This window comes from Xanthomonas sp. LMG 12462, assembly GCF_009192885.1.
GTDB classification, from domain to species: Bacteria; Pseudomonadota; Gammaproteobacteria; order Xanthomonadales; family Xanthomonadaceae; genus Xanthomonas_A; species Xanthomonas_A sontii.
Map to the genome: position 1 here is coordinate 1 of NZ_NMPP01000050.1, position 14,673 is coordinate 14,673.

Genomic DNA, 14,673 nt, shown 5'->3' on the forward strand with positions numbered 1-14,673 from the left:
GAGGGGCTAGCCCTTCCCTTCTCCCTTCGGGAGAAGGTGCCCCGCAGGGGCGGATGAGGGTACGGCAGCTAGAGATCCAAACTCCCCAAACCCAAAACCAAACCAAACCCAAGCAAAAGCCTCACCCACGCCGCAGCAACATCTGCGTCATCAGCGCGCGCAGGGCTGGCGCGCGGACCGGTTTGGCCAGGAAGCCCCAGCCGCGGTCCTGTGCCAAGGTGCGCAGCGCCGGATCGGCTTCGGCGGTGACCAGGATCACCCGTGGCTCGGCCTGCCAGCGTGCGCACAGCTGCGCGAACAGGGTCGGGCCGTGGCAGTCGCCCATGCGCACGTCCAGCAATACCAGTTCCGGCGCCTGTGCCGGCTGCGCCGCGGCCAGCGCCTGGTCCGGGCCGGCGGCCAGTTCCACCTGGCAGGCCCAGCGCGTCAGCAGCGTCCGGCTGGCCTCGCAGACGCGCGGGTCGTCGTCGATGCACCAGACCCGGCAGCCATGCAGGATCGGGTCGTCGCCGTTGTCGCTGGCCATCGCCGCCGGCAGCTGGCGTTGCGCCGCAGCGGCATCGCCCAGCGGCACGGTCACGGAGAACACGCTGCCGCGGCCCAACTGCGAGCGCAGGCCGATACGGTGGCCGAGCAGGCGGCCGATGCGCTCCACGATCGCCAGGCCGAGGCCGGCGCCGCGGTCGTTGGCGACGCCGTCGCCAAGTCGGCGGAATTCTTCGAAGATCTCCTGCTGCAGGGCGTCGGGAATACCCGGTCCCTGGTCGTGCACTTCGATGCGCAGCTGCGCGCCGTCGCGCCGGCAACCCAGCAGCACCCGCCCGCGCGGGGTGTAGCGCACCGCGTTGGAGAGGAAGTTCTGCAGGATGCGCCGCAGCAGGGTCGCGTCGCTGCGCACGGTGGCGCGGGTCGGTACATAGTCCAGGCGCAGCCCACGGCCTTCGGCGACGATGCCGAACTCGCGTGCCAGGGTCTGCAGCAGCGGGTCCAGTGCCAGGTCCTGCACCTGCGTCTTCAACGTGCCCGCTTCCAGTCGCGAGATGTCCAGCAGGCTGTTGAGGATCGCGTCCTGCGCCGCCAGCGCGTTGTCGACATGGTCGGCGATCTGCCGCGCATCGGCCTCGTGCAGCTTGCCGCGCAGCGCCGAGACGAACATGCGCGCGGCGTTGAGCGGCTGCAGCAGGTCGTGCACCGCCGAGGCCACGAAGCGGGTCTTGTAGCGGTTGGCGCTCTCGGCCTCGCGCTTGGCCTCGGCCAGGTCGTGGGTGCGTTCGGCGACGCGATGCTCCAGCGCGTCGGCCAGCGAGCGCAGTTCGCGCGCGGCGTTCTTGTAGCTGGTGATGTCGGCGTAGCTGGTCACGAAGCCGCCGTCGGGCAGCGGATTGCCGCGGATCTCCAGCACCGTGCCGTCGTCCTTCTCGCTCTCGCGCATGTGCGGACGGCCGCTGCGCAGGTGGTCCAGGCGGCGCTGGATCGCCGCTTCCACCGGGCCGGGGCCGAGCAGGCCGCGGCGTGCGTTGTAGCGGAACACATCCTCGATCGGGCGCCCCACCCGGATCAGTTCTGGCGGGAAGCGGAAGATCTCCAGATAGCGTGAATTCCACGCCACCAGGCGCAGTTGCGCATCGATGATCACCACGCCCTGCGGCAGGTGCTCCAGGCTGCGGCTGAGGCCGGTGTCGGCCTGCTGCGCGGCCTGCACGATGCCGTCCTGGGCGGTGCGCAGCTCCTGCGCATGCTGCTGCAGCAACGCCTCCAGTTCGCGCCGGCTGCGCTGGCGCAGCCGTGCCAGGCGCTGGCGCTGCTGGAACAGCAGGCCCAGGAACGACAGCGCCAGCCAGATCCCGGCCGCGGCCAGTGCGGCGGCGCGGCCGGCCGCACGGCTGCCGCCGACGTCGTGCAGCAGGTGCAGGCGCCAGCCGCCCTCCGGCAGCGCCATGCTCTGCCACAGCAGCGGCGCCGGCTGCGCAGGCATGTCGATGCGCATCACCTGGCCGCCGTCGTCCAGCGTCTCCAGCACCCGCCGTCGCGCCGGCAGCAGCGTCTGCTGCGCGTACTGGCGGGTGGCCAGCAGTTCGTCGCGCTCGCGCGCGCTGAGCGGTTGCAGCTGGCGATAGCGCCAGACGTCGCGGCTGGACAGGAACACCACGCCGTGGCCGTCGCTGACCAGCACCACGTCGGGCACGCGCAGCCATTCGTGCTCCAGCGCAGCCAGTTCGATCTTGATCACGATCACTCCGAGCGGGCGTCCATGCGCGTCGAGGATCGCCTGCGAGAGGAAGTAGCCGGGCACGCCGGTGGTCATGCCGATGCCGTAGAAGCGGCCCTTGCCCTGCGCCAGGGCCTGTTTCACGTAGGGGCGGAAGCTGTAGTCGGCGCCGACGTTGCTGCTGGCCAGGCGCCAGTTGCTGGCGGCCAGGGCCACGCCGTTGGCATCGATCAGGGTCAGGGTCGAGGAGCGGGTGACGTCGTTGGCGCGCTCCAGCTTCAGGTTCAACTGCTGCTGGGTGGCTGCGTCCAGCGGATGGGTGAGGGCGTCGCGCAGTTCCGGATCCAGCGCCAGCACCTGCGGCAGGGTGCGGTAGCGGTCGATGCGCTGCTGCAGGGTCTGCGCATACAGCTCCAGCTGTTGCCGCAGTTGCACGCTCTCGGCGCGCAGCGCGCGCTGTTCGGCGACGTGCTGCGCCGACAGCATCGCCAGCACCATGCCGCCGACGATGACGACCAGCAGCAGGATCAGGCGACGATGGCGCAGGAGCGAGGGCATGCGGAAGAACGCGGCGACCGGGACCGCATCAGCTTAGAGGGTGCGCTGCCGTTTGCGGCATGCGGCGGAGATGGCTGGCGTCGCGGAGCGCCACCGAGCCGAAACCGCCGGCAGGTGCAACGGCGATCGCATCAGGGAACGTCGCCGGTGTCGTCTTGCGGATGTGCCGCGAACACGCTGTGGGCGCCGAGGCCGCATCACCCAAGGGTCCTTGGCGTCGCCGAGGCCCCCCCCCCTGCGGTTCGCTGCGCAGCCTTCGCGGCTGGCGCAGCGGGGTGCACGCCGGCCGATCGCCTCGGATCGGCCGGCGTGCGTTTGCTCAGAACTGGACCTGGGCGCGGACGTCCAGCGAGTTCGGCTTGACGTGCACGCCGGCGCGTTCGGCATCGGCGCGCACGTAGTTGACCTGGAACTTGAAGTGGCTGGTCAGGTACCAGTTGGCGCCGAAGGTCCAGTCGTGCTGGCGGCCGCCGAGCACCGTGCCGTCGTCCAGGTCCAGGCGGCTGTAGCGCGCCAGCAGCTCGACCGCGCCGTACGCGTTGGCCGGCTTGATGTTGCCGACGTTGCCGGCGCTGTACGGCCGCGATTCGCCGGTCAGCACGTAGCTGGCGAACACGTACTGGCCGTCGGCGGTGTAGTCGGGGCGGCCGTTGTCGCGGGTCACGTCGGCGCGCAGCGCCTCGCCCTGCATCGAGAACGGTCCCTTGATCCAGATCGCCTCCAGGCCGGTGCGGCGCACCTGGTCGACGTCGACCAGCGTGCCCGAATCGATCAGGCGCACGTCGGTCAGGCCGGCTTCCGGACGCGCACGGAAGCGCGCGCGCGGGCTGAAGCTCACGTCCAGGCCGTTGTGGTAGCCGCGCGGATTCTCCTGCGAGTACGCCAGGCCCAGGTGCAGCACGTCGCCGTCGGCCTTGAACGGGGTCCACACGCCGCGCACCGCCTGGGTGGTGCCGGGGTTGTCGCCCTGCAGGTCCTTGCCGCCGTAGGCGCCGGCCTGCAGCAGGTATTGCGGACGCTCGAAGGTCCACTCCACGCCGGTGCGACGGCCCTGGTAGATGGCCTGCACCGGCAGCGCCACTTCCATGAAGCTGTCCGCGCGCGAGCTGGTCACGCCTTCCAGGCCCACCGGCACCTTGATGTAGCCCAGGCGCACCTTGCCGTAGTCGGCGCCGAACAGGGCCTTGGTCTCGAAGCGGAAGAACACGTCCAGCCACAGCTTGGACTGGAAGTCGAAGTACACCATCGCGTCGTACACGCCCTTCTTCTTCAACGTGGCGCCGAACTCCTTGCGCCGGAACGCGTTGTCGTCCTCCAGGCGACCGTCGTCGTTGGAGAAGTTGTTCCAGTCGTAGGCGTAGTTGCCGGTCACGGCCAGTTCGGTGCCGTCGTTGAAGGCGACCTTGGTCGGCCAGTCGTCGAAACCGTTGGCGGCGACGGCGGGAGCGGCGGCGGTCAGGCCCAGCGCAGCGAAGAGGAGAGTGTGGCGCATGATGGAGTCGTCTCGGTAAGGAATGAAGGCGCGGCAGTCCCCGGCCGGGCTGGTGGTGCCATGGATGGCGCGGGCAGTGCGGCGGTGGACCGCACGCGAACGGTGAGGCCGCTGCGACGCGGACACGGTGCCGGACGTGATGCCCCCTGCATGCAATAGCGGACGCGCCCGGCCGTTCTTTACGGCGATGTTGCAGTCCTGCGGCGCCGTCTCCCCCTGAAGACGTGCGCTGCGATGGCGGCCACGCCGCCATCGGCCGCGAGGGGCGGCGTCTGCGTGCGGCGTTGCGTCAGCCCTTCCGTGAGCCTGCCGCGCCACTGTAACCGCGTCGACACGGCGCGGCGCCGGGCCTAGTACCAATAGGTTATCTGCTTAGACGCTGGCGACGCGTACAAAGGCAGCATTCCGCGACCCGCGTCGGGTGGGCGGACCGTCCCGGAGCGCCTTCGATGCATATCTCAACTTCCCCGGCCAGCCCTGCGCCGCGGCCGGTGCCGTTCTACCGGCATACCTACGTCCAGGTGCTGGTGGCCATCGTCATCGGTGCCGTGCTCGGCCATCTGGAGCCGCAGTTCGCCACGCAGCTCAAGCCGCTGGCCGATGCCTTCATCAAGCTGGTGAAGATGATCATCGCGCCGGTGATCTTCCTGACCATCGTCACCGGCATCGCCGGCATGACGCACCTGAAGACGGTGGGCCGGGTGTTCGGCAAGGCGATGGTGTACTTCCTGTTCTTCTCCACCCTGGCGCTGGTGGTGGGGATGATCGTCGCGCACGTGGTGCAGCCCGGCGCGGGCATGGACGTCAACCTGGCCAAGCTGGACCAGAGCAAGGTCGCCAGCTACGTGCAGAAGTCGCACGACCTGACCCTGGTCGGCTTCCTGATGGACATCATCCCCAACTCGCTGCTCGGCGCGTTCACCGGCGACCAGGTGGTCAACGGCAAGCTGGTCGGGACCAACGTGCTGCAGGTGCTGTTCGTCGCCGTGCTGTTCGGCGTGTCGCTGGCCATGGTCGGCGAGCGCGGCAAGCCGGTCCTGAACTTCCTGGAGGCCTTGATCGCGCCGGTGTTCAAGCTGGTGCACATCCTGATGAAGGCCGCGCCGATCGGCGCGCTGGGCGCGATCGCCTACACCATCGGCGAGCACGGCCTGCACTCGCTGGTGCAGTTGGCCTGGCTGGTCGGTTCGTTCTACGTCACCTCGCTGCTGTTCGTGGTGGTGATCCTCGGCGCCGTCGCCTATCTGTGCGGCTTCTCGATCTTCAAGCTGATCCGCTACCTCAAGACGGAACTGTTGCTGGTGCTGGGCACGTCCTCGTCCGAATCGGCGCTGCCGTCGCTGATGGAGAAGATGGAGCGCGCCGGGTGCGAGAAGTCGGTGGTCGGCCTGGTGGTGCCCACCGGTTACTCGTTCAACCTCGACGGCACCAACATCTACATGACGCTCGCGGCGCTGTTCATCGCGCAGGCCACCAACACCGAACTCACTCTGGGCCATCAGATCACGCTGCTGCTGGTGGCGATGCTCAGCTCCAAGGGCGCGGCCGGCGTGACCGGCGCCGGCTTCATCACCCTGGCGGCGACGCTGGCGGTGGTGCCGGAAGTGCCGGTCGCCGGCATGGCGTTGATCCTGGGCGTGGACCGCTTCATGAGCGAGTGCCGCTCGCTGACCAACTTCATGGGCAATGCGGTGGCCACCGTGGTGGTCTCGCGCTGGGAGAATGCGCTGGATCGCGACCGCCTGCGCCTGGCGCTGGATGGCGAGGCCGTGCCGCTGCCGGCGGTGGCGGCCGAACCGCTCGCCACGCGCTGATCCCTTGCATCACACGACGCGCCGGCCTTGCCGGCGCGTTGCTTTTTTCCTGCCCCCAAGGCCGTGGCGACAGCCGCCAGACAGGACCGCTCCTGCGGCTGGGGGTAGAATTCCGGGCCTCCGCGCCTTTCGACAAAAGAAGCCCTCGATGTCAAACGACGATTTCAAACAGGCCGCCCTCGACTATCACCGCCAACAGCCGCCGGGCAAGATCAAGGTCTCCGCGACCAAGCCCATGCTGACCCAGCGCGATCTCTCGCTGGCCTATTCGCCGGGCGTCGCCTTCGCCTGCGAGGCCATCGTCGCCGATCCGAAACAGGCCAGCGAACTGACCGCGCGCGGCAACCTGGTGGCGGTGATCAGCAACGGCACCGCGGTGCTGGGCCTGGGCAACATCGGCCCGCTGGCATCCAAGCCGGTGATGGAAGGCAAGGGCGTGCTGTTCCAGAAGTTCGCCGGCATCGACGTATTCGATATCGAGATCAACGAGAACGATCCGGACAAGCTGGTCGACATCATCGCCAGCCTCGAGCCGACCTTCGGCGGCATCAACCTGGAAGACATCAAGGCACCGGAGTGCTTCATCGTCGAGCGCAAGCTGCGCGAGCGCATGAACATCCCGGTGTTCCACGACGACCAGCACGGCACCGCGATCATCGTCGGCGCGGCCGTGCTCAATGCGCTGGTGGTCACCGGCAAGAAGATCGAAGAGGTCAAGCTGGCCACCACCGGCATGGGCGCGGCCGGCATCTCCTGCGTCAACATGCTGGTCTCGCTGGGCCTGAAGCCGGAGAACATCCTGGCACTGGACCGCGACGGGGTGATCCACACCGGCCGCACCGACCTGGACCCGGACAAGGCGCGCTACGCCCGCGATACCGACAAGCGCACCCTGGCCGAGATCGTCGAGGGCGCGGACATCTTCCTCGGCCTGTCGGCCGCCGGCATCCTCAAGCCGGAGATGGTGGCGACGATGGCGCCGCAGCCGGTGATCTTCGCCCTGGCCAATCCGAATCCGGAGATCACGCCGGAGGCCGCCAAGGCGGTGCGTCCGGACGCGATCATCGGCACCGGCCGTTCGGACTATCCGAACCAGATCAACAACGTGCTGTGCTTCCCCTACCTGTTCCGTGGCGCCATCGACGTCGGCGCCACCGGCATCAACGAGGAAATGAAGATCGCCTGCGTCAAGGCGATCGCGGCGATGGCACGGCGCGAGGCCTCCGACCTCGGCGCGGCCTACGGCGGCGAGACGCCGAGCTTCGGCCCCGACTACCTGATTCCGCGGCCGCTGGATCCACGCCTGCTGGTCGAGCTGTCCTCGGCGGTGGCGCAGGCGGCGATGGATTCGGGCGTGGCCACGCGGCCGATCGCCGACATGGCCGCCTACCGCGACAAGCTCAGCCAGTTCGTCTACCGCACCAGCCTGATGATGAAGCCGGTGTACGACCGCGCCCGCGCCGACAAGCAGCGCGTGGTCTATGCCGAGGGCGAAGAGGAAGTGGTGCTGCGCGCGGTGCAGAGCGTGATCGACGAGGGCCTGGCGTTCCCGATCCTGATCGGCCGTCCCGACGTGATCGAGGCGCGCATCCAGCGCCTGGGCCTGCGCATCACCGCCGGCGTGGATTTCGAGATCACCAACATCCACGACGATCCGCGCTTCAACGACTACTGGCAGTACTACCACGCGCTCACCGAGCGCCGCGGCGTCACCGTCACCGCGGCCAAGGAACTGATGCGCTCGCGGCCGACGCTGATCGCTGCGGTGATGGTCGCGCGCGGCGAAGCCGATGCGCTGCTCACCGGCGTGGTCGGCCGCTTCCACAAGAAACTCGGCTACGCGCGCAGCGTGATTCCGCTGGAGCCGCGGGTCAGCTCGACCTCGGCGATGACCGGCGTGATCAACCAGCAGGGCGCGTTCTTCTTCGTCGACACCCACGTGCAGGAAGACCCGAGCGTGGAACAGATCGTCGAGGCCACGCTGCAGGCCGCCTATCGCCTGAAGCTGTTCGGCATCGAGCCGAACATCGCGCTGCTGTCGCATTCCAATTTCGGCAGCCACGATTCGCGCGACGCGCTGAAGATGCGGCAGGTGCGCGAGGCGCTGCTCAAGCGCAAGCCCGAGCTCAACATCGACGGCGAGATGCAGGGCGATACCGCGTGGGACGAGGCGCTGCGCAAGCAGATCATGCCCAACAGCACGCTGAAGGGCCGCGCCAACCTGTTCGTGCTGCCGAACCTGGAAGCGGCCAACATCGCCTACAACCTGGTGCGCGTGTTCACCGACGGCGTGGCGATCGGCCCGATCCTGATGGGCATTTCCAAGGCGGTGCACATCCTCACCACCAGCGCCACTTCGCGCCGGGTGATGAACATGACCGCGATCGCCGCGGTCGACGCGCAGATCCGCAAGCAGCTCGACGCGGAAAAATAAGCCGCCACGCGGCTTCCAGCCCGCACCGGCCCGCATGACTGCGGTGCCGGTGCGGCTGCATGTGCTCAAACGGCGCTTCGGGCGTGCGCACACGGCACGGCTGGCAGCACGGCTGCCACCCTCATGTCTTCAGGAGATCCGCTCGCGCGCTGCGCGCGCCTCACGTGCGAGTCGTGCGCGAGGCCGTGCCTGAGCGCGCGATGTCGCCGCAGACGGAATGAGTGGCAGGGGAGGCGGCCGCGGTTGCGCCAGGGGCAGTGAGGGAGTGGCGCTGAAGCGGCAAGAGTGCCGCAACCGCTGCGCCGGGTTGCGGCGAGATCAGCGAAAGGACTGGGCTGGAAGCGGTTTCATATCGGGGCGACAGCGAGTGTCGCAGTGCGAGTCGCGTCTTCACGCGCAGCCGGCACCTGGGCTGCGCGGGGTCGAGCCGGGCACGGGGACGGCGCCAGTGGCGCCGCGCCGCGCTCAGGCCATGCGCTTGCCCACCGGCAACGGCAGGCTGTCGCTGTCGGTCTGGTTCAGCTTGGACGGCTTGCCGGTCAGCAGCACATACGCATCGACGCCGGTAAGTTCGGCGATCTTCAGCAAATGCCGGGCATTGGGGACCGAACGGTTGTTCTCCCAATGACCCAGGGTGCTATGCGCCACGCCCAGCAAGGCGGCAAGCTCGCGCAGTGTGAAACCGGCATTTCGCCGCGCCTGCATCAAACGCACACCTATATCCACGAGACACCTCATAGCGGCATGTCGGCGCCGCGTGATGCCAGCATAGTGGCGCGTTGGTTCCGTATCAAGCGAACCGGAAAGGCGCGTGAAAGGACCGCCTGGGGCCGCCGCCGCGCACCGCGCCCGTGGCGGGACGGGCTGCTAGAATCGCCTGTCCCTTTTTGCCGTGTCCCCACCGCCATGAGCCATACCGCCACCGCGCCCGCCAATGCCCAGACGCGCTACGAGGTGCGCCGCGCCGACCTGCCGCTGAGCTGCCCGACCCCGGAGATGGCGCTGTGGAACTCGCATCCGCGGGTCTACCTGCCGATCGAGGACGAGCCGGGCCTGGAAGCCAAGTGCCCGTACTGCGGCGCGGTCTTCGTGCTGGTCGACTGATCCGGATTCGATGCACCGCCTGACCGTGGTGCAGTTGCTGCCGGCGCTGGAGTCCGGCGGCGTCGAGCGGTCCACCCTGGAAATCGCCCAGGCCCTGGTCGAGGCCGGGCATCGCGCCGTGGTCGTGTCGGCCGGCGGCCGGCTGCTGCCGGCGCTGGCCGCCACTGGCGCCGAACACATCGCCCTGGACATCGGCCGCAAGTCCTTGCTGACCCTGCGCCACGTGCCGGCGCTGCGGCGCCTGTTCGCGCGCGAGCGCGCGGACATCGTGCACGCGCGCTCGCGGCTGCCGGCCTGGCTGGGCTGGCGCGCGCTGCAGGGCATGCCGGCGGCACAGCGTCCGCGCCTGGTCACCACCGTGCACGGGCTCAACTCGCCGAGCCGCTACAGCGCGGTGATGACCCGCGGCGAGCGGGTCATCTGCGTGTCCGAGACCGTGCGCGACTACGTGCTGCAGCACTATCCGCAGACCGATCCGGCGCGCCTGCGGGTGGTGCCGCGCGGTATCGATCCGACGCAGTTCCCGCGCCGTCCCTGGCCCGATGCGCAGGCGCGGGCCTGGGCCGTCAGCCAGGCGCCGGCGTTGGCCGGGGATGGGCCGCTGCTGTTGCTACCGGGGCGCGGCACCCGCCTGAAGGGCCACGCCGACGCGCTGCGCCTGCTGGCGGCGCTGCGCGGCGAGGGACGCGACGCGCGGCTGTGGCTGCCGGGCGCGCGCGAGGCCGGGCGCGAGGCCTACATCCGCGAACTGGAAGCCGAGGCGGCGACCCTCGGCGTGGCCGACGCGGTGGCGTTCACGCCGCCGACCGCGCGCATCGCCGACGCCTACGCCGCCAGCGACCTGGTGCTGCAGCTGTCGCGCAAGCCCGAGGCGTTCGGTCGCACGGTGGTCGAGGCGCTGGCGGTCGGGCGGCCGGTGCTGGGCTGGGCGCATGGCGGGGTCGGCGAATTGCTGGCGCAGCTGCAGCCAGCCGGCGCAGTGGCGACCTTCGACGCCGTGGCCCTGCTGGCGGCCGCGCGCGCGCTGCTGGCACAACCGCCGGCGCCGCCGGCCACGCTTCCCTATACGCTGCAGGCGATGCAGCGCAGCACTCTGGCGATCTATGACGAACTCCGGCCCTGACGGTTCCCTGTCCGCTTCTGCCTTGCCCGAAGTCCGCGAACGCTGGGCGCCGGTCTGGGTGCTGGTGTTCGTCGCGCTGTGGCCGGCGCCCGGCCTGGCCGCCGGGGTGCTGGCGCTGGGCGCCCTGGTCACCCTGGCGCGTCTGCTGCACAGCCGCTTCCGCGGCGGCGCGCGCCGGCTCAGCGGCCCGGCCTGGGCGCTGACCACGCTGCTGTTCCTCACCTACTGGCTGCCGCAGCCGCTGTCGGCGCTGGGCGCGGTGGACGTGCCGCTGGCGCTGCGCGAATCGGCGGTGGACCTGCGCTTCCTGCCGTTCCTGTGGCTGGTGGCGATGGCGGTGGCGACGCCGCGCGGTCGCCGCACCACCTTCAACGGCCTGGCGGTGATCGCCGCGATCTGGACCCTGGATGCGCTGGCGCAGGCGCTGTGCGGCACCAGCCCGCTGTTCTGGTCGCTTGACCAGCTGAAGTGGGCGATCAGCCACCACGGCCTGTGCACGCCGCAGGAGATCGCCCTGGCCGATCGCCTCAGCGGCGTGTTCGGCCCGTGCAACCTGAAGTTCGGCCAGGTGCTGGCCAGTGTGTCGCCGTTCCTGCTGTGGCTGGCCGCGCGCCGCGGCGGTGCCTGGGGCTGGCTGATCGCGGCAGGGGCGGTCGGCGTGGTGCTGGTGCTGGCGGGATCGCGCGCGTCGTGGATCACCTTCGCGGTGCTGCTGGTGCTGTCGGGCTGGCGCCTGCTCGGTGCGCGCAAGCTGCTGGCACTGGGCGTGGCCGCACTGCTGGTGGCGGGGGTGCTGGGTGTGGTGTCGCCGCAGGTGCACGACCGCTTCGAGCGCACCGCGCGCGCGCTCAGCGGGCATCCGGCCGACCTCAACGCGGCGCTGACCGGGCGTGCGCAGATCTGGAGCGCGGCCTGGTGCATGATCCGCCAGCACCCGATCAACGGCGTCGGCGTGCGCGGCTTCCGCGAGGCCTACGTCGGGTGTGACCCGGATCCGACCCATGCCGGGGAATGGGGGCGCGAGCCGGCGTTCCATGCCCACCAGATCGTGCTCGAGGTGCTCGCCGAGACCGGCGTGATCGGCCTGCTGCTGTGGCTGGCCGGTGCCGCGCAGGCGTGGCGCGCCTGGCGCTACGCCTCGGCGCAGGCGCGCGAGCGGGCGCGTCCGGCGATGCAGGCGCTGCTGATCACGGTGTTCCCGTTCAACACCCACCTGGCGTTCTATTCGTCGTTCTGGGGCGGGCTGACCATGCTGCTGATCGGCCTGTACGCCGGCGCCCTGCTGGCGAACGACACTGAACCGGGCGAGCGCGCCGACGCCGCGACGCCGGGGTGAGCGCTCAGCCGCGCTCGTAGAAGTCGCTGCGGCCGCCGGGCTGGCGCTTGAAGCGGCGGTGGATCCACAGATACTGCGCCGGCGCTTCGCGCACCATCGCCTCGATGGCGGCGTTGACCCGCGCGGTGTCGGCGACCATGTCCTCCGACGGGAAGTCCTGCAGCGGCGGCGCGATGCGCAGCACGTAGTCGGCGCCTTCGCGGCGGTGGAAGTACGGCACCACCGCGCAGCCGGTCAGCCGCGCCAGCTGGTGGGTGGCGGTGATGGTGGCCGCAGGCATGCCGAAGAACGGCACGAACACCGTGTCCTTGCCGCGCATGTCCTGGTCCGGCGCGTACCACAGGAAACCGCCGCGCTTGAGATGGCGCACGCTGCCGCGCAGGTCCTCGTTGGCGAACATGGCGGTGGCGTAGCGCAGACGGCCGCGCTTGACCGCCCATTCGAACACCGGGTTGCGGTGGCGCCGGTACATGCCGGCCAGCGGCACGTACTGACACAGCAGTCGGCCGCAGATCTCCAGGGTCATGAAGTGGCCCGACACCAGCAGCACGCCGCGGCCCTGCGCCTGCAAGGCCTGCAGGTGTTCCAGCCCCTCGATGCGGGTGCGCCGGCGGATCGCGCCGATGCCGCCCCACCAGGCGCGGGCGAACTCGAACACGCCCACGCCCAGCGCATCGAAGCTGTCGCGCAGCAGGCGTTCGCGCCAGGCCTCGCTCTGCTCCGGGAAGCACAGCTTCAGGTTCACCTCGGCGGCGTGGCGGCGGGTGCCGGCCAGGCGCAGCGCCAGCCAGCCGATGCCGCGACCCAGGGCGCGCTGCAACAGCCAGGGCAGGCGCGCGGCGATCACCGCCAGGCCGAGCAGCAGCCAGGTGGGCCAGTGGCGGGGCGAGCGTGGCGGCGGTGCGGCCTGGGTGGCGGACGCGGGCGGAGTGGGGGCGGCAGACATGCGCCAAGTTTAGCCGGGCGCGCGCATCACCGCGTCGGCGTGCGCTGCGGCGCGCATGGCGATCGTCTGCCGCCGCCTGCTTGCAACCGGCTATGCTGTCCGGATGCGCAACGATTTCATCGAGCGGCTGCTGCGCGGCCTGTACTCGGCCGTGCTCTATCTGCTGCTGCCGGTCACCGTCTATCACCTGGTCTGGCGCGGTTTCCGCGTGCGCCAGTACTTCCAGCGCTGGGACGAGCGCTACGCCTCGTATTCGCAGGCGCGCGGGCGGCCGCGTGTGTGGCTGCATTCGGTCTCGGTGGGCGAGGTCAACGTCGCCGCGCCGGTGGTCAATGCGCTGCGCGCGCAGCGCCCGGACATCCGCTGGGTGATCACCACCATCACCCCGACCGGTTCGGAGCGGGTGCGCGCGCTGTGGGGCGACGCGCTCGATCATGTGTATCTGCCCTACGACGTGCCCGGCAGCGTCGGCCGTTTCCTGCAGCACTTCCGCCCCAGCCTGGCGCTGATCCTGGAAACCGAGCTGTGGCCGAACATGCTGTTCGGCTGCCGCGACCGCGGCATTCCCGTGTACGTGCTCAATGCGCGGCTGTCGGCGCGTTCGTTGCGCGGCTACCGGCTGCTGCGGCCGTTGATCGGGCGCGCGCTGCGCACCGTCACCTGCGTGGCGGCGCAGTCGCAGGAGGATGCCGAGCGCTTCGTCGCGCTGGGCGCGCGTGCCGAGCAGGTGCGCGCGTTGGGCAACCTGAAGTTCGACATCGCCGCGCCTGCGCACTTGCCGGAGGTCGTCGCCGCGTTCCGCGAGCGCGTGCCGGCGACGCGTCCGGTGTGGATCGCCGCCAGTACCCACGACGGCGAGGAAGCGGCGGTGATCGAGATGCACCGGCAGCTGCGCCGGCAGTGGCCGGACCTGCTGCTGCTGTGGGCGCCGCGGCATCCGGAGCGCTTCGCCAAGGTCGAGGCGCTGGCGCGCGACCAGGGCTGGCGCGTGGCCACGCGCCGCCAGCAGCAGTGGCCGGGCGCCGAGGATGCGGTGTTCGTGATCGATACGCTGGGCGAGCTGATGGGGTTCTATGCGTGTGCCCAAGTGGCTTTCGTCGGCGGCAGCCTGCAACCGATCGGCGGGCACAACCTGCTGGAGCCGGCGGCGGTCGGCACGCCGTCGGTGACCGGCCCGCACCTGCACAACTTCTCCGAAATCTCGCGGCGCATGCGCGAGGCCGGCGCGGTGGCCATCTGCGAGGATGCCGGCGCCGTGTGCGCGGCGCTGCAGACCCTGCTGGGCGACGCGGAGGCGCGCAAGCAGATGGCCGAGGCCGGCTGCGCGCTGGTCGCCAACGGCCGCGGCGCGCTGCAGCGGACCCTGCAGTTGATCGCGCCGCACCTGCCGCCGTTGGCGGGCGATGCGGGCGTGGAGGACTGACGCGTCGTAGAGGTGCGCGGGCATATCCGTCGCAGCGGGTATCGCCATGACGGGCTGTTCATGGGAAGGCTCGTCGCGGCTGAAGCCGCTCCTGCGGCTCCTGCGCATGACATGCGTCGTGACTCGAGGTGCCCTGCAAGTCGCGACGCATGGCACTCGCCGTCCCTCTCCTCCCATCGCGCAGCGCGTCGGGGCTGAAGTCCCTCCCACAGGAGGCTGCCGCCATTCGCCCCA

10 protein-coding genes are annotated in these 14,673 nt (G+C 70.2%); 6 read left to right on the forward strand and 4 right to left on the reverse strand.

What is annotated here, in order from left to right:
• Positions 1–121: 121 nt before the first annotated feature.
• Positions 122–2,767, reverse strand: a complete 2,646-nt coding sequence (locus tag CEK69_RS13200; RefSeq protein ID WP_152246066.1) for a PAS-domain containing protein — start codon at positions 2,765–2,767, stop codon at positions 122–124.
• Between the two features lie 319 nt (positions 2,768–3,086).
• Positions 3,087–4,259 (reverse strand): porin, encoded by a 1,173-nt coding sequence (locus tag CEK69_RS13205; protein WP_017917402.1) that lies wholly within the window; start codon positions 4,257–4,259, stop codon positions 3,087–3,089.
• A gap of 449 nt (positions 4,260–4,708) precedes the next feature.
• Between CEK69_RS13205 and CEK69_RS13210 the strand changes: the two genes are divergently transcribed.
• Positions 4,709–6,073, forward strand: a complete 1,365-nt coding sequence (locus CEK69_RS13210; RefSeq protein WP_026144702.1) for a dicarboxylate/amino acid:cation symporter — start codon at positions 4,709–4,711, stop codon at positions 6,071–6,073.
• Between the two features lie 148 nt (positions 6,074–6,221).
• Positions 6,222–8,507: an NADP-dependent malic enzyme gene (locus tag CEK69_RS13215; RefSeq protein WP_152246068.1), complete on the forward strand. Its 2,286-nt coding sequence runs from the start codon at positions 6,222–6,224 to the stop codon at positions 8,505–8,507.
• 465 nt (positions 8,508–8,972) lie between these two features.
• On the opposite strand, the gene CEK69_RS13220 is transcribed toward CEK69_RS13215, so the two are convergent.
• Positions 8,973–9,245 (reverse strand): helix-turn-helix transcriptional regulator, encoded by a 273-nt coding sequence (locus CEK69_RS13220; protein ID WP_226975157.1) that lies wholly within the window; start codon positions 9,243–9,245, stop codon positions 8,973–8,975.
• 168 nt (positions 9,246–9,413) lie between these two features.
• On the opposite strand from CEK69_RS13220, the gene CEK69_RS13225 reads away from it, so the two are divergent.
• From CEK69_RS13225 to CEK69_RS13235, 3 genes are read left to right on the forward strand one after another with little or no spacing between them, the layout of a single operon-like run.
• Positions 9,414–9,611 (forward strand): zinc-finger domain-containing protein, encoded by a 198-nt coding sequence (locus CEK69_RS13225; RefSeq protein WP_010344507.1) that lies wholly within the window; start codon positions 9,414–9,416, stop codon positions 9,609–9,611.
• Positions 9,612–9,621: 10 nt separating this feature from the next.
• The gene (locus tag CEK69_RS13230) at positions 9,622–10,734 is read left to right on the forward strand and encodes a glycosyltransferase (RefSeq protein WP_152246070.1); all 1,113 of its coding nucleotides are present in this window, start codon (positions 9,622–9,624) and stop codon (positions 10,732–10,734) included.
• Entirely contained in the window at positions 10,715–12,070 is a 1,356-nt protein-coding gene (locus CEK69_RS13235) for an O-antigen ligase (protein WP_152246072.1), read from the forward strand. Before CEK69_RS13230 ends, CEK69_RS13235 begins: the two co-directional genes overlap by 20 nt.
• Before the next feature lie 4 nt (positions 12,071–12,074).
• Here CEK69_RS13235 and CEK69_RS13240 read toward each other — a convergent pair whose 3' ends face one another.
• Positions 12,075–13,016, reverse strand: a complete 942-nt coding sequence (locus CEK69_RS13240; protein WP_152246074.1) for an LpxL/LpxP family Kdo(2)-lipid IV(A) lauroyl/palmitoleoyl acyltransferase — start codon at positions 13,014–13,016, stop codon at positions 12,075–12,077.
• Between the two features lie 103 nt (positions 13,017–13,119).
• On the opposite strand from CEK69_RS13240, the gene waaA reads away from it, so the two are divergent.
• The gene (gene waaA / locus CEK69_RS13245) at positions 13,120–14,439 is read left to right on the forward strand and encodes a lipid IV(A) 3-deoxy-D-manno-octulosonic acid transferase (RefSeq protein WP_152246076.1); all 1,320 of its coding nucleotides are present in this window, start codon (positions 13,120–13,122) and stop codon (positions 14,437–14,439) included.
• The last annotated feature ends 234 nt before the right edge of the window (positions 14,440–14,673 follow it).

Excerpts from the sequence above, each read along its gene's own strand:
- CEK69_RS13210 (WP_026144702.1), top strand. The coding sequence starts at position 4,709 with ATGCATATCTCAACTTCCCCGGCCAGCCCTGCGCCGCGGCCGGTGCCG.
- CEK69_RS13215 (WP_152246068.1), top strand. The coding sequence starts at position 6,222 with ATGTCAAACGACGATTTCAAACAGGCCGCCCTCGACTATCACCGCCAA.
- CEK69_RS13200 (WP_152246066.1), bottom strand. The coding sequence starts at position 2,767 with ATGCCCTCGCTCCTGCGCCATCGTCGCCTGATCCTGCTGCTGGTCGTC.
- CEK69_RS13225 (WP_010344507.1), top strand. The coding sequence starts at position 9,414 with ATGAGCCATACCGCCACCGCGCCCGCCAATGCCCAGACGCGCTACGAG.
- CEK69_RS13240 (WP_152246074.1), bottom strand. The coding sequence starts at position 13,016 with ATGTCTGCCGCCCCCACTCCGCCCGCGTCCGCCACCCAGGCCGCACCG.
- waaA (WP_152246076.1), top strand. The coding sequence starts at position 13,120 with ATGCGCAACGATTTCATCGAGCGGCTGCTGCGCGGCCTGTACTCGGCC.
- CEK69_RS13205 (WP_017917402.1), bottom strand. The coding sequence starts at position 4,259 with ATGCGCCACACTCTCCTCTTCGCTGCGCTGGGCCTGACCGCCGCCGCT.
- CEK69_RS13220 (WP_226975157.1), bottom strand. The coding sequence starts at position 9,245 with ATGAGGTGTCTCGTGGATATAGGTGTGCGTTTGATGCAGGCGCGGCGA.
- CEK69_RS13230 (WP_152246070.1), top strand. The coding sequence starts at position 9,622 with ATGCACCGCCTGACCGTGGTGCAGTTGCTGCCGGCGCTGGAGTCCGGC.
- CEK69_RS13235 (WP_152246072.1), top strand. The coding sequence starts at position 10,715 with ATGACGAACTCCGGCCCTGACGGTTCCCTGTCCGCTTCTGCCTTGCCC.